13 protein-coding genes are annotated in these 13,812 nt (G+C 71.5%); 7 read left to right on the top strand and 6 right to left on the bottom strand.

From position 1 onward, the window contains the following. Positions 1 to 220: 220 nt before the first annotated feature. Positions 221 to 586 carry a YbjQ family protein gene (locus ABZZ04_RS30265; RefSeq protein WP_356935403.1) on the bottom strand — a complete coding sequence of 122 codons (366 nt, stop codon included), beginning with the start codon at positions 584 to 586 and terminating at the stop codon, positions 221 to 223. Between the two features lie 169 nt (positions 587 to 755). Here ABZZ04_RS30265 and ABZZ04_RS30260 point away from each other — a divergent pair, with 169 nt between their 5' ends. Continuing rightward, positions 756 to 1,469 carry a VTT domain-containing protein gene (locus ABZZ04_RS30260; RefSeq protein ID WP_356935402.1) on the top strand — a complete coding sequence of 238 codons (714 nt, stop codon included), beginning with the start codon at positions 756 to 758 and terminating at the stop codon, positions 1,467 to 1,469. A 157-nt stretch (positions 1,470 to 1,626) separates the two neighbouring features. Here ABZZ04_RS30260 and ABZZ04_RS30255 read toward each other — a convergent pair whose 3' ends face one another. Continuing rightward, on the bottom strand, positions 1,627 to 3,339 hold the full coding sequence (locus ABZZ04_RS30255; RefSeq protein ID WP_356935401.1) for a threonine/serine exporter family protein: 1,713 nt from the start codon (positions 3,337 to 3,339) through the stop codon (positions 1,627 to 1,629). 413 nt (positions 3,340 to 3,752) lie between these two features. Then, the gene (locus ABZZ04_RS30250; RefSeq protein WP_003968257.1) at positions 3,753 to 4,247 is read right to left on the bottom strand and encodes an inorganic diphosphatase; all 495 of its coding nucleotides are present in this window, start codon (positions 4,245 to 4,247) and stop codon (positions 3,753 to 3,755) included. Positions 4,248 to 4,333: 86 nt separating this feature from the next. Here ABZZ04_RS30250 and dacB point away from each other — a divergent pair, with 86 nt between their 5' ends. From dacB to folE, 6 genes are all read left to right on the top strand, one after another. Beyond that, positions 4,334 to 5,836: a D-alanyl-D-alanine carboxypeptidase/D-alanyl-D-alanine-endopeptidase gene (gene dacB, locus ABZZ04_RS30245; protein WP_356935400.1), complete on the top strand. Its 1,503-nt coding sequence runs from the start codon at positions 4,334 to 4,336 to the stop codon at positions 5,834 to 5,836. Between the two features lie 95 nt (positions 5,837 to 5,931). Then, positions 5,932 to 7,062, top strand: a complete 1,131-nt coding sequence (locus tag ABZZ04_RS30240) for a zinc-dependent metalloprotease (protein WP_356935399.1) — start codon at positions 5,932 to 5,934, stop codon at positions 7,060 to 7,062. A gap of 252 nt (positions 7,063 to 7,314) precedes the next feature. After that, on the top strand, positions 7,315 to 8,397 hold the full coding sequence (tilS, locus tag ABZZ04_RS30235) for a tRNA lysidine(34) synthetase TilS (protein ID WP_356935398.1): 1,083 nt from the start codon (positions 7,315 to 7,317) through the stop codon (positions 8,395 to 8,397). A 98-nt stretch (positions 8,398 to 8,495) separates the two neighbouring features. Further along, positions 8,496 to 9,035 carry a hypoxanthine phosphoribosyltransferase gene (hpt, locus tag ABZZ04_RS30230; RefSeq protein WP_072487175.1) on the top strand — a complete coding sequence of 180 codons (540 nt, stop codon included), beginning with the start codon at positions 8,496 to 8,498 and terminating at the stop codon, positions 9,033 to 9,035. Positions 9,036 to 9,315: 280 nt separating this feature from the next. Next, positions 9,316 to 11,346, top strand: coding sequence for an ATP-dependent zinc metalloprotease FtsH (gene ftsH, locus ABZZ04_RS30225; RefSeq protein WP_356935397.1), 2,031 nt, complete (start codon positions 9,316 to 9,318; stop codon positions 11,344 to 11,346). A gap of 154 nt (positions 11,347 to 11,500) precedes the next feature. After that, entirely contained in the window at positions 11,501 to 12,106 is a 606-nt protein-coding gene (gene folE / locus ABZZ04_RS30220; protein WP_283852315.1) for a GTP cyclohydrolase I FolE, read from the top strand. Positions 12,107 to 12,197: 91 nt separating this feature from the next. Here folE and ABZZ04_RS30215 read toward each other — a convergent pair whose 3' ends face one another. The 3 genes from ABZZ04_RS30215 to folB form a co-directional block, all read right to left on the bottom strand. Further along, the gene (locus tag ABZZ04_RS30215) at positions 12,198 to 12,680 is read right to left on the bottom strand and encodes a DUF3180 domain-containing protein (RefSeq protein ID WP_356935396.1); all 483 of its coding nucleotides are present in this window, start codon (positions 12,678 to 12,680) and stop codon (positions 12,198 to 12,200) included. Positions 12,681 to 12,770: 90 nt separating this feature from the next. Beyond that, entirely contained in the window at positions 12,771 to 13,382 is a 612-nt protein-coding gene (gene folK / locus ABZZ04_RS30210; protein WP_356935395.1) for a 2-amino-4-hydroxy-6-hydroxymethyldihydropteridine diphosphokinase, read from the bottom strand. Next, positions 13,379 to 13,738: a dihydroneopterin aldolase gene (gene folB, locus ABZZ04_RS30205; RefSeq protein ID WP_356935394.1), complete on the bottom strand. Its 360-nt coding sequence runs from the start codon at positions 13,736 to 13,738 to the stop codon at positions 13,379 to 13,381. The genes folK and folB overlap by 4 nt, the downstream gene beginning before the upstream one ends. Positions 13,739 to 13,812: the final 74 nt, after the last annotated feature.

Here is a 13,812-nt window from a genome sequence, read left to right as displayed (position 1 = left end):
ACCCTATTTCACCTCGGGGTCACAAAAACTGTTCCCCCCCCCCCCCCTCCCCCTACCGGGGGCGGGGGCGGGGCGCCCCGCCGCGGACCGCGCGGCCGTCACCGGCCGGGCTTCCCCCCGGTCACGGCCGCAGACCGACTTTGCTTCTGCTGGTCGCGGTTCCCGCCGGCCCCGGCCGGGGCCCGGCTTCCCGCCCGGCTTCCCGCCCGGCTCCCGCCGGTCACGTCCGGCTGATCACGGCCGCCGTGCCGTACGCGCAGACCTCGGTGCCCACGTCGGCCGCCTCGGTCACGTCGAAGCGCATCATCAGCACCGCGTTGGCGCCCCGCGCCCTGGCCTGCTCGACGAGCCGCTCCATCGCCTGGTTGCGGGTCTCGACGAGGGTCTTGGTCAGCCCCTTCAGCTCGCCGCCGATCATGGACTTCAGCCCGGCGCCGATCTGGCTGCCCAGGTGTCGGGAGCGAACCGTCAGGCCGAACACCTCCCCGATCACCTGCGTCACCTGATGGCCCGGTACGTCGTTCGTCGTGACGACCAGAACGTCGGACTGGGCCGTCTGCCCGCCGCCGTAATCCTCAATGCCCATCGTGTGGCACCTCCTGGGGACAGCTTTGTCCCGGTTGATCCGGAGTGCATCTCCAGCCGGGGCGGTGTGTGTCCTCGTGAGGGGCATCTGGAACCCGGAGGAGTCATTCCGCGTTGATAGCTTTGGGCGGCCACGCAGCCCTCATCGATCGATCCAGGAGCCCGGACCCTTGAATACGCTTGCGCTCGGACCGAGCTGGCTGGACCCGGACTATCTCATCGGGCAGTTCGGACTGCTCGGTGTGCTGGTCATCGTCTTCGCGGAATCCGGTCTGCTGATCGGTTTCTTCCTGCCCGGAGACTCCCTGCTGTTCACCACGGGTCTGCTGGTGACCGCGGGCAAGCTGCACACGCCGCTCTGGCTGGTCTGCGTCCTGGTGGCGCTGGCGGCGATCATCGGCGACCAGGTGGGGTACCTCTTCGGCCGCAAGGTCGGCCCGTCGCTCTTCAACCGCCCGGACTCCCGCTTCTTCAAGCAGGAGAACGTCGAGAAGGCGCACGACTTCTTCGAGAAGTACGGACCGAAGTCGCTGATCCTGGCCCGCTTCGTGCCCATCGTGCGTACGTTCACGCCGATCATCGCCGGTGTGAGCCGGATGAACTACCGCTCGTTCATCGTGTTCAACATCATCGGCGGGGTGCTCTGGGGTGTCGGTGTCACGCTGCTCGGCGCGGCCCTCGGCAAGATCGAGTTCGTCCACCAGAACATCGAGGCGATCCTCGTCCTGATCGTGCTCATCTCGGTGGTGCCGATCGCGATCGAGTTCCTGCGGGCCCGCTCCAGGTCGAAGAAGGAAGCGGCGGCGGGCGGTGGCGAGGGCCAGGACCCGGCCGCCGGGAACGCCCCCTCCACGGGCCAGCGCGGCCGCCACGCCAAGCGCTGACCCACGAGCCGCCACCACACCCACCCGGGCCGACCCGCAGCACACGAGCGGGTCGGCCCGAGTCGTATGCACAGGCCGGGGCGGGGGCGGGAGCCCGAGCCGTACGTACGACTCGGGCCGGGGAGGGCCGCGGTCCGGTCGCCGCGGGCCGGGGCGGTCAGAAGCCGCGGGTCCGCTTGGCCGCGCGGCGGTTCGCCCCGCCGACCGCTCCCGGCACCCGCATGAACAGCCGGGAGATCTCGCCCCCCAGGTTCACCCCGATCGCGATGGCCAGCGCCGTGGCCACCGCGGTCGACAGCGAGGCGAGCCCGGTGTTCACCCGCCCCTGGGCCACGGCCAGCAGACCGAAGTACGTGGCCGAACCCGGCAGCAGCGGGCCGATCGCCGCCGTGATGAACGGCAGCGACGAGGTGTACCGGTAGCGCGAGAACAGCTGCCCGAACAGGCCCACCAGACCGGCCGCCGTCGCGGTCGCCAGCACCGGTGAGATGTCGCCGGTCCTGGCCATCGCCCCGTAGATCACCCAGGCGACGGCACCGTTGAGGGTCACCGCGAGCACCGTGGACCGGTCCTGCTGGAGCAGGATCGCGAAGGCGAAACAGAGCGCCATCGACGCCAGGATCTGCACCACCGGCCGGTCGTGGGGGACGAATCTGGCCTCGGGGTTCAGCTGGGCGCCCAGCTGGAGCCCCAGGTACAGCACGAGCAGCACGCCGACGACGATGCCGATGAACAGGTACATGACTTCGAGCAGCCGCGCGGCCGCGGTGATGTAGAAACCGGTCAGCCCGTCCTGCACGCCCGCCACCAGGGCCCGCCCCGGCAGCAGCGCGAACAGCCCACCGGTGATCACCGCCGAGGGCCGTACGTCCGACCAGTGGGTGAGGGTCAGCGCCACGCCCATCGCGGCGGGCGGCATCGCGGCCACCACGAACTGGTAGAACTCCGGCAGCCCCCGCCCGGCGCAGAGCCAGGCCAGCCGGTCGCCGAGCATCGCGCCGACCGCGGCCACCACGAATACCAGCGGACCACCGCCGACCAGCACCGAGGCCGCCCCCGCGAGACCGCCGCCGGCCAGCGTCAGCACCCAGCCGGAGTACGGGTGGCGGTTGCGGCGGATCTCCGCCAGCCGCCGGTAGGCCTCCTCCAGGGAGACCTCGACGTCCTCGGAGGTGATGTCGTCGATGAGCCGGAAGACCGCGGCCAGCCGGGTGTAGTCGGTGCCGCGACGGCGTACGGTACGGCTCGCCGTCACCGGGTCGTCGACCAGCGAGGGCTGGTGCGAGATCGACAGCAGGGTGAAGGTGACGGTCGGCTCGCAGCGGTCCAGGCCGTAGCTGCGGGTCACCGCGAACATGGCCGCCTCGACGTCCTCGGCGCCCTCGCCGCCCGCCAGCAGCAGCTCCCCGATGCGCAGCGTCAGGTCGAGCACGCGCGGCACCGCGGGCCCCACGTCGTCGGACTTCTGCGCCGTCTCGGGCGCCGGGCGCTCGGCGACCGGCATCCGCAGCATCGTGCGCATCCGGTCCTGCCAGGGAGCCTCCTTGGTCAGCCGGATCATCGGTATGCCCTGGGCAGGGGTGAAGGCGGGCGGCGAGTGCTGGGCGCTGTAGGTGCTCGGCGGGGCGAAGGCCGAGCCGATCGTGTCCGAACCCGAGCCCTGCCCCGAACCCGGACCGGAACCGGAAGCGGAACCGGTGCCCGTCCCCGGGGCGTCCGCCAGACCGGCCGGAATGGCGAACTCCGACGTCGGATGGTCGTCCTCGGGCACGGACGTGCGCTGCTCCACCCCGGCAGGCGGGACGAAGGCGCTGCGCGCCTCGTCGGACTGGGGCTTCTGGTCCTCCGGACCGCCCGATTCCGCCACCACTGACCCTCGCTCCTCGTCACTACCGCGCGTCCATGGCTGCGCTTGTGCCCAGTATGGCCACGGACAAGCCCGCGGACGCCAGAAGGTCCGGGACGGCGACCGGGAGGGCCCTCCGGGAACCGGCCCGCGGGCCCCGGAGCGCCCGCGGGCCCGTGCGCCGGGCGGGTACGCGAAACGGGCGGCACTCCCGCGAAAGGAGTACCGCCCGTTCCCGTACGGAACCGCAAGCGGAACCGTGTCGCACACCTCGGTCACGTGCCTCGGTTCACGTGCCGAAGTCCACGCGCACCGGCTCACGCACGTCGGACCGCGTACCTCGGCTCACGCGCGGGGCCCACGCGCACGGGCCCGTGCGTACGGACCGTGGGCGTGGGCCCCGCGCGCCGCGGCCGGACACCGGCCGCGAGCCGGTGTCAGTGCGCGCCGCCCTGCGCCTCGAGGCGCTTGTAGGAGGCCTCGATCTCGGCCTCGGCCTCGGCGCGGCCGACCCAGTCGGCACCCTCGACCGACTTGCCGGGCTCCAGGTCCTTGTAGACCTCGAAGAAGTGCTGGATCTCCAGGCGGTCGAACTCCGACACGTGGTGGATGTCGCGCAGGTGCTCCACCCGGGGGTCGGAGGCCGGCACGCACAGCAGCTTGTCGTCGCCGCCGGCCTCGTCCGTCATCCGGAACATGCCGATGGCGCGGCACTTGATGAGGCAGCCGGGGAAGGTCGGCTCGTCCAGGATGACCAGCGCGTCCAGCGGGTCGCCGTCCTCGCCGAGGGTGTTCTCGACGAAGCCGTAGTCCGCCGGGTAGCTGGTCGAGGTGAAGAGTCGACGGTCCAGGCGGATCCGACCGGTCTCGTGGTCCACCTCGTACTTGTTCCGCGAACCCTTCGGGATCTCGATGGTGACGTCGAACTCCACGGGTGGCTCCTCCATGATCAACACATACGACTGGTGATTAAGTGTCCCCCACGCAGATGTGTGCTCGCGAAAGGGGCTGGTCAACGGTGGACGAGCCGGTGAAAAGACCGTCGGTCAATCCGCTGGACAAGCTGAGCCGACTCACCCCTCGGGGTGCCGTGCTCGGACTGAAGGGACTGAACGACCGACAGTTCACCGCCATCTCCGCCGGGCTCGGCCTGGTGCTCGCGGCCGGCGTCGTCCTCGCCGCCGGCCCCTGGGACTCGGGTCAGCGTAAGGCCGAGCGGGACTGGGCCGCCGCCCGTAACCACACAGGTGGCGCACATCACGGCACCGGCACCCCCGACGGACCCGCGCCCGCGCCCAGCGCCCCGGCCGTCCTCGCCGCCCTCACCCCCGTGGACAACGCCGCCCCGGACGCCCGGCACACCCCCGACAGCGCGGCACCGGACCTCCGCGCCGTCCTCGACCCGCTGCTGAAGGTCCCCGCCCTGGGCACCCGGCGCACCGCCGTCGTCATCGACACCGCCGACGGCACCCGGCTGTACGGCAGGGGCGCCGACCTGCCCATGACCCCCGCCTCCACCGTCAAGATCGCCACCGCGTCCGCCGCGCTGAGCGCGCTCGGCCCCGACCATCGCATCGCCACGAAGGTCCTGGTCTCCCCCGACCACCGCCGGATCACCCTGGTCGGCGGCGGCGACCCCACCCTCGACCGGGCGGCCCTGCGCGCGCTCGCCACCGGCACCGCGCGCGCCCTGAAGGAGCACGGCGTCGAACGGGCCCGCCTCTCGTACGACACCTCCCGCTACTCCGGCCCCGCACGCCACCCGATCGGCCCCAACGAGAACATCGCCCCGGTCAGCGCCCTGATGATCGACGAGGGCAGGCTCGACGACACCGACAGCGGACCCGCCCCGCGCAGCGACGACCCGGCGAAGGACGCCGCCGACGCCTTCGCGAGGCTCCTCGACGACGCCGGGATCGCCACCGGAACCGGAGCGGAGCACGGTCGTCCGGCCGCCGGGTCCCGGCAGGTCGCCCAGCACCTCTCCGCCCCGCTCTCCGCCCTGGTCGAACGGGCCCTGACCAACAGCGACAACGACATCGCCGAGGCGCTCGCCCGGCAGACCGCCATCAAGGCGGGCCGGCCCGCCGACTTCGCCGGTGCCCGACGGGCCGTCACCGAGCAGCTCGGGAAGCTCCGCCTCCCGCTGACCGGCGCCGTCCTCGCCGACGGCAGCGGACTGGACCGCAAGGACAAGGTCACCGCCCGGCTGCTGGCCGGCCTCCTCGCCCGTGCCGCCGACCCGGCCCACCCCGAACTGCGCCCCGTCCTCACCGGCCTGCCCGTGGCCGGCTTCACCGGCACGCTCAGCGACCGCTACACCGGGAAGTCCGCGGGAACCGGCCTGGTCCGCGCCAAGACCGGCACCCTCACCGGCGTGAACACCCTCGCCGGAACGGTCGTCGACGGACAGGGCCGGCTGCTCGCCTTCGCCTTCCTGGCATCGGGCACCACCTCCCCGTCCGAGGCCCAGTCCTCCCTCGACGCGCTCGCCACCGGCCTCGCCGCCCGCACCCGCTGAGGGACCGTCGGGCGGCCCCGGCCGGGCCGCCCCCGGCGGGATCCGAGCCGGTCGACACCGCACCGCGGACGGGGCCGAGCACGTACGGTTGACGCATGACGAGCATCGGTGGTGCCCAGATGGTCGACTGGAACCTCGCGGTCGCGACCGCGACCCGACTTGTCCGGCCGGGGCCGGAGATCGGCCGGGAGGAGGCCCGCGAGGTCGTCGCCGAACTGCGACGGCACGCCAGGGCCTCGGAGGAGCACGTCCGCTCCTTCACCCGGATGATCCCCGAGGGGGCCGAACCGGAGGACACCCCGGTCCTGGTCGTGGACCGGGCGGGCTGGATCAAGGCCAACGTCGCGGGCTTCCGCGAACTGCTCGGCCCGCTCCTGGGCAAGATGCAGGACCGGCGCGCGGGCACCGCCGGCGGCGCCGTGCTCGGCGCGGTCGGCGGCAAGGTGACCGGTGTCGAGGTGGGGATGCTGCTGTCGTTCCTGGCCTCCCGGGTCCTCGGCCAGTACGAGACCTTCGCCCCCGCCACCCGTGAGCTGCCCGCCTCGGCCGGCGGCGGCAGGCTCCTGCTGGTCGCCCCCAACATCGTCCACGTCGAGCGCGAACTCGACGTGGACCCGCACGACTTCAGGCTCTGGGTCGCGCTCCACGAGGAGACCCACCGCACCCAGTTCACCGGGGTGCCCTGGCTCCGCGACCACCTCCAGGGCGAGATCCAGTCATTCCTCGACGAGACCGACGTCGACCCGATGACCGTCCTGGAACGGCTCCGCGAGGCCGCCCAGTCCCTGGCCGGGGGCCGCCCCGAGGGCGAGGCCGGCGAGGACGGCGGACGCAGCCTGGTCGAACTCGTCCAGACCCCCTCGCAGCGGGAGATCCTCGGCCGGCTCACCGCCGTGATGTCCCTGCTCGAAGGCCACGCCGACTACGTGATGGACGGGGTCGGGCCCGAGGTCGTCTCCTCCGTCGGCGAGATCCGGGAGAAGTTCCAGCAGCGCAGGGCACGCGGCGCGAGCCGCCTCGACCAGGCGCTGCGCAAGCTCCTCGGGCTCGACGCGAAGCTGCGCCAGTACCGCGACGGCGAGCGGTTCGTCCGCGCCGTGGTCGACGAGGTCGGCATGGACGGCTTCAACCGGGTGTGGACCTCGCCGAACACTCTGCCGACGAAGGCGGAGATCGCGAAACCGGCGGACTGGGTCGCGAGGGTGCACCGCAAGGCGGAGTCGTGAGCGCGGCGGGCCCGGCGGCGGACGGCGGAGGGCGCCCGGCGGCAGGCGCCGCGGCGCCGCGGGTCCGACGGCGGGCGCCACGAACGAGAACGCGCCGGTAATCACCCATCCGAGGGACCGTAGGGGCACGGGAAGGCGTGCAATGCTCGATGGACGTCTTGCCTCTGTCACCATCGACGCACTCTGAGTGACGGTCCGTCTTCCGTCCGCCACTTCGAGGCATCTCCCAAAACTTCACGAAGGGCACCGGACATGGGTCCCCATCCTGCGGTCGCGGCGATACGCCTGGCGGTCCGCCGCGTACTCCACGACGTACTCACCGAGCACACCCGAAACGCCGGACACCTCCGGCACACCCCGCACCCCGAGCTCGCCGAAGCCGGTGCGGGCAGGCAGCGCGCCGCACTCCCCGAACGCCCCGACACCCCGCTGGTGCTGGTGGCCTGTTCCGGCGGCGCCGACTCCATGGCGCTCGCCTCCGCCCTCGCCTTCGAGGCCCGCAAACTCGACGTCCGGGCCGGTGGCATCACCGTCGACCACGGCCTCCAGGACGGCTCCGGGGCCCGGGCCGCCGAGGTCGTCGACCGCCTCACCGCCATGCACCTCGACCCGGTCGAGGCCGTGGCCGTGCGGGTCGGCCGGGAGGGCGGCCCCGAGGCCGCGGCCCGCGAAGCCCGCTACGCAGCCCTGGACGCGGCGGCCGAGCGGCACGGCGCCGCCGCCGTCCTGCTCGGGCACACCCGTGACGACCAGGCGGAGACCGTGCTGCTCGGCCTCGCCCGCGGCTCCGGCATCCGCTCGCTCTCCGGCATGGCCGCCGCGTCCGGACCGGCCGGCCGCTACCGCCGCCCCTTCCTCCAGCTCGACCGCCAGACCGCCCGCAAGGCCTGCCTCGTCCAGTCCCTGCCCGTCTGGGACGACCCGCACAACACCGACCCCGCCTACACCCGCTCCCGACTGCGCCACGAGGGTCTGCCCGCCCTGGAGAAGGCGCTCGGGAAAGGGGTGGTCGAGGCCCTCGCCCGTACGGCCCAGCTCTCCCGCGACGACGCGGACGCCCTGGACACCTGGGCCGCCGAGGCCGACCGGACCGTACGGGACGACGCCGGCCGCCTGGAGTGCGCCAAGCTCTTCGCCCTGCCCCCCGCCGTGCGCCGCCGGGTGCTGCGCCGGGCCGTCATGGAGGCGGGCTCCCCGGCCGGATCGCTCTTCGCCCGGCACATCGAGGAAGTCGACCGGTTGATCACCGGATGGCGCGGCCAACAGGCCATCAACCTGCCCGGACGGGTCGAAGCCCGGCGGCAGGGTGGCAGACTGGTCATTCGGCAGAGCTGAAGCACGAGCGGTCGGCACGCAGCGGACGGCCGCACAGGTCACGGGCGGCGCCCCGCGACCGGCAGGCAGAGAAAGAGACGCGGGTGAACGAGAAGGACATGGGCACCGACCTCCAGTCGGTGCTCCTCACCAAGGAAGAGATCGACGCGAAGCTCGTCGAGCTGGCCGCGAAGATCGACGCGGAGTACGCGGGCAAGGACCTGCTCATCGTCGGCGTCCTCAAGGGCGCGGTCATGGTGATGGCGGACCTGGCGCGCGCGCTGTCCACCCCCGTCACCATGGACTGGATGGCCGTCTCGTCGTACGGCGCGGGCACCCAGTCCTCCGGAGTGGTCCGGATCCTCAAGGACCTGGACACCGACATCAAGGGCAAGCACGTCCTGATCGTCGAGGACATCATCGACTCGGGCCTGACCCTGTCCTGGCTGATGTCGAACCTCGGCTCGCGCGAGCCGGCGTCCCTGGAGATCTGCACCCTGCTGCGCAAGCCGGACGCGGCCAAGGTCGCGCTCGACTGCAAGTGGGTCGGTTTCGACATCCCCAACGAGTTCGTCGTCGGATACGGGCTGGACTACGCGGAGAAGTACCGCAACCTCCCCTTCGTGGGCACCCTCGCCCCGCACGTCTACGGCGGCTGAGGCCCCGCACGTCCACGGCGGCCCGCACCCCGCGCGGCTACGGGGCCGGCCGCCGTCGCCTGACCTCCCTCCCCGCCCGGCCCGGACGCCCGGACCGGCCGGGGCCGACGGCGGGGAACCTTTCAACGGATTCCCGTCGTTGAGCTCTGGAAGGCGGGTTTTGACAGACGTACCCGGCGGTCCCAGGTGACAATGCTGGGGTACCGTCCGAAGAACAGTCTTTTCTCACAGCAGCATTTACCTACGGGCAGGAGGGACGGGGCGGCTTCGCCCCGTATGGATGGACGTGAAGCGATACTTCCGTGGGCCGGTCATGTGGATCGTGCTGGCCGTCCTCGCCGTGGTCGTGTTGATGCAGGTCGTCGGCTCGTCGGGCGGCTACAAATCGGTGGACACCGGCAAGGTGGTCCAGGCGATCAGCAAGGACCAGGTGGAGCAGGCCAAGCTGACCACCGGTGACGAACAGATCATCAAGATCGAGTTGAAGAAGGGCCAGAAGCTCCCGGGCGAGTCCGGAAGCAAGTTCCAGGCGAACTACATCGGCACCCAGGGCGTCGAGCTCGCCGACACGCTGCAGAAGAAGTTCGAGAGCGGCGCGATCGACAAGGGCTACACCGTCTCGCCGTCGAAGCAGTCCCCGTTCATCTCGATCCTCCTCACGCTGCTGCCCTTCATCCTGATCGTGGTCGTCTTCCTGTTCCTGATGAACCAGATGCAGGGCGGCGGCTCCCGGGTGATGCAGTTCGGGAAGTCCAAGGCCAAGCTGATCACCAAGGACACCCCGAAGACGACGTTCGCCGACGTGGCGGGGTCGGACGAGGCCGTCGAGGAGCTCCAGGAGATCAAGGAGTTCCTCCAGGAGCCGGCGAAGTTCCAGGCCGTCGGTGCCAAGATCCCCAAGGGCGTCCTGCTGTACGGGCCTCCCGGTACCGGCAAGACGCTGCTGGCGCGCGCCGTCGCCGGAGAGGCGGGCGTCCCCTTCTACTCGATCTCCGGCTCCGACTTCGTCGAGATGTTCGTCGGTGTCGGCGCCAGCCGGGTCCGCGACCTCTTCGAGCAGGCCAAGGCGAACGCCCCGGCGATCGTCTTCGTCGACGAGATCGACGCCGTCGGCCGGCACCGCGGTGCCGGCATGGGCGGCGGTCACGACGAGCGCGAGCAGACGCTCAACCAGCTGCTCGTCGAGATGGACGGCTTCGACGTGAAGGGCGGCGTCATCCTGATCGCCGCCACGAACCGGCCGGACATCCTCGACCCGGCGCTGCTGCGCCCGGGCCGCTTCGACCGGCAGATCGCGGTCGACCGGCCGGACATGCAGGGCCGTCTGGAGATCCTCAAGGTCCACCAGAAGGGCAAGCCGGTCGCGAAGGACGTCGACCTCGGCGCCGTCGCCCGCCGCACGCCCGGCTTCACCGGTGCCGACCTGTCGAACGTGCTGAACGAGGCCGCGCTCCTCACGGCGCGCGGCAACCAGAAGCTGATCGACAACAAGATGCTCGACGAGGCCATCGACCGCGTCGTGGCGGGCCCGCAGAAGCGGACCCGGATCATGTCCGAGAAGGAGAAGAAGATCACCGCGTACCACGAGGGCGGACACGCCCTGGTCGCGGCGGCCTCTCCCCAGGCGGACCCGGTCCACAAGATCACGATCCTCTCCCGCGGCCGTGCCCTCGGTTACACGATGGTGCTCCCGGAGGAGGACAAGTACTCCACGACGCGCAACGAGATGCTCGACCAGCTGGCCTACATGCTGGGCGGGCGCGCGGCCGAGGAACTGGTCTTCCACGACCCGACCACCGGTGCGGCCAACGACATCGAGAAGGCCACCGCGACGGCCCGTGCGATGGTCACGCAGTACGGCATGACGGAGCGGCTCGGCGCGATCAAGTTCGGCGGCGACAACACCGAACCCTTCGTGGGCCGTGAGATGGGCCACCAGCGCGACTACTCGGAAGAGGTCGCGGCGCTCGTCGACGAAGAGGTCAAGAAGCTCATCGAGACCGCCCACAACGACGCGTGGGAGATCCTCGTCGAGAACCGCGACGTGCTGGACAACCTGGTCCTCCAGCTCCTGGAGAAGGAGACGCTCGGCAAGGAGGAGATCGCCGAGATCTTCGCCCCGATCGTGAAGCGCCCGGCCCGCCCGGCGTGGACCGGTTCCTCCCGGCGCACCCCGTCGACGCGCCCGCCGGTGCTCTCGCCGAAGGAGCTCGCCCTGACCAACGGCGCCACCACGGCGAACGGCTCGGCAGCCCCCGTGGATGCCGCCCCGACCACCGAGGCGGTCCCGGAGGAGCGTCCCGAGGCCTGATCCGCCCGTCCCCGCGTGTGGCCCCTCTCACGGGGTCGCGCCGGGCCCGGAATGGAAGCCGCGCCCCCACAGGTTCTAGCCTGTGGGGGCGCGGCTTTTCCGTACAACCGTGCGGAGACGTGCGCGAGTGACAGCTCAGAGGAACGAGGCACAGATGACCGACCCGGTGACGCTGGACGGCCAGGGCTCGATCGGCGAGTTCGACGAGAAGCGGGCCGAGGCGGCGGTACGCGAACTTCTCATCGCGGTGGGCGAGGACCCGGACCGCGAGGGCCTGCGCGAGACGCCGGGGCGGGTGGCGCGGGCGTACAAGGAGATATTCGCGGGCCTGTACCAGGAGCCCGAGGACGTCCTCACGACCACGTTCGACCTGGGTCACGACGAGATGGTCCTGGTCAAGGACATCGAAGTGTTCTCGACCTGTGAACACCATCTGGTGCCGTTCCGGGGCGTCGCGCACGTCGGGTACATTCCGGCCACCACCGGGAAGATCACCGGTCTGTCGAAGCTGGCCCGGCTCGTCGACGTCTACGCCCGCCGTCCGCAGGTGCAGGAGCGGCTGACCACCCAGATCGCCGAGTCCCTGATGGAGATCCTGGAGCCGCGCGGGGTCATCGTCGTCATCGAGTGCGAGCACATGTGCATGTCGATGCGCGGCATCCGCAAGCCGGGGGCGAAGACGCTGACCTCGGCGGTGCGCGGGCAGCTGCGCGACCCCGCGACGCGTGCCGAGGCCATGAGCCTGATCATGGCGAGCTGACCAGGGACGGTTGTGCGGGCGGGCGCCGACGGCACCCGCCCGCACAACCGTCCCGGTCCGGACCGCTCGGGACCGTTCCGGCCGGAGAGCCCTACGCGGTCGCCGAGCTCCTGTCGTCGTTGTCGTCGTCCGGGAGCTTGCAGATGCGTTCCAGCCAGAGGGCCGCGGCGACGACCGCGATGCCGGCCAGGACCGCGAAGCCCGCGTAGATCGCCTGGTCGCGGCGGGCCGGTACGTCGAGGGAGCCGAGCAGGAAGACGCCGACGCCGCCGTACACGCCGGAGACCAGGGCGACGACCAGGGCACTGGCCTGGCCGAAGACGACCGCTCGGGCGGCCATCAGGGGCTCGACGCCCTTGGCTCCCGGCCGGCGCTCGCGCTGGGCGCGCAGCCGGGAGCGGATCGAGAACGCCGTGGCCAGCAGGATGACGGCGATCACCGCGAGCACGATCGGTGCGGCGAGGGGGACGCTCGGCAGGCTGCCCAGGGAGTCCCAGAGGCGGGCGCCGCTCCAGGAGAGCACTCCGGCCGCGGCGAAGAGGCCCGCCAGTACCCCGAGCCGTAGTTGCTTCACCGAGTGGTCCGCCCTTCGCCGCAATGGTCCGTGTGCCGGTGGCCGGGCCCGCCCGCGGCGGACCCGTTCCGTGTCCGTCGAGCCTAACGACTACTCGGGCAGACGGAGTTCCAGGTCGGGCCGGGGCAGCACGCCCTCCCGGCCGACGGCGGCCAGCAGCTCCGCGACGGGACCGGCGCCGGGCAGCTGGGCCCCGGGGTCGATGTCGTGCCACGGGGCGAGGACGAAGGCCCGCTCGTGGGCCCTGGGGTGGGGGAGGGTGAGCACCGGGTCGTCGGAGACGACGTCCGCGTACGTCACGATGTCGACGTCGATGGTGCGCGGTGCCCAGCGCTCCTCGCGGACCCGGTCGAAGGCCTCCTCGACGGCCTGGCCGCGTTCCAGGAGGGACGACGGGGGCAGGGTCGTCCGCACGACGATCACCGCGTTGAAGTACGAGGGCTGGGAGCCGGGGGCGACGCCCCAGGGCTCCGTCTCGTACACCGGGGAGACCGCCTTGACCCGCAGGCCGGGGGTGTCCTCCAGGGCGTCGACGGCCCCCTGGAGGGTCTCCAGGCGGTTGCCGAGGTTGGACCCCAGGGAGATCACGGCGAGCTTGGGGTTGGACAGGGTGGTGTCCGCCGCGTCCACCTGCTCGACGACGGAGGCGGGTACCGGCTGCACGGTCGGGTCGCTCTGTCCCCCGGTGGAAAACGCGGTCATGCTCGGCTCCGGGTGATGGTGATGGTGACGTCGTCGAAGGGGACGGTGATCGGCGCGTCCGGCTTGTGCACCACGACCTCCACCTCCTCGACCCCCTCGTGCTTGAGGCATGTCTGGGCGATGCGTTCCGCGAGCGTCTCGATCAGGTCGACGGGTTCCCCCTGCACCACCTCGACGACCTCCTCCGCGACGATGCCGTAGTGCACCGTCCTGGCGAGGTCGTCGGTGGCCGCGGCGGGGCGGGTGTCGAGGCCGAGCACCAGGTCCACGATGAACGTCTGGCCCTCTTCCCGCTCCCGGGGAAAGACGCCGTGGTGTCCACGGGCCTTGAGGCCGCGCAGCGCGACACGATCCACGCGAATCACTCCTGCTGTCGTTGGGCGTAGAGACACGGGGCCGCGTGCGGACGGCGAGGTGCCCTCTTTCGAAT

It is taken from the genome of Streptomyces sp. NPDC006435, from assembly GCF_040612315.1.
Taxonomy (GTDB): Bacteria; Actinomycetota; Actinomycetes; order Streptomycetales; family Streptomycetaceae; genus Streptomyces.
Note: the sequence above shows the minus strand (reverse complement) of the source record. Positions and strands in the feature narration are given on the sequence as shown.

Bases quoted from the DNA above. Each gene is read 5' to 3' on its own strand.
- folE (WP_283852315.1), top strand. From the start codon at position 11,501: ATGACCGACCCGGTGACGCTGGACGGCCAGGGCTCGATCGGCGAGTTC.
- ftsH (WP_356935397.1), top strand. From the start codon at position 9,316: ATGGACGTGAAGCGATACTTCCGTGGGCCGGTCATGTGGATCGTGCTG.
- tilS (WP_356935398.1), top strand. From the start codon at position 7,315: ATGGGTCCCCATCCTGCGGTCGCGGCGATACGCCTGGCGGTCCGCCGC.
- folK (WP_356935395.1), bottom strand. From the start codon at position 13,382: ATGACCGCGTTTTCCACCGGGGGACAGAGCGACCCGACCGTGCAGCCG.
- ABZZ04_RS30265 (WP_356935403.1), bottom strand. From the start codon at position 586: ATGGGCATTGAGGATTACGGCGGCGGGCAGACGGCCCAGTCCGACGTT.
- ABZZ04_RS30240 (WP_356935399.1), top strand. From the start codon at position 5,932: ATGACGAGCATCGGTGGTGCCCAGATGGTCGACTGGAACCTCGCGGTC.
- hpt (WP_072487175.1), top strand. From the start codon at position 8,496: ATGGGCACCGACCTCCAGTCGGTGCTCCTCACCAAGGAAGAGATCGAC.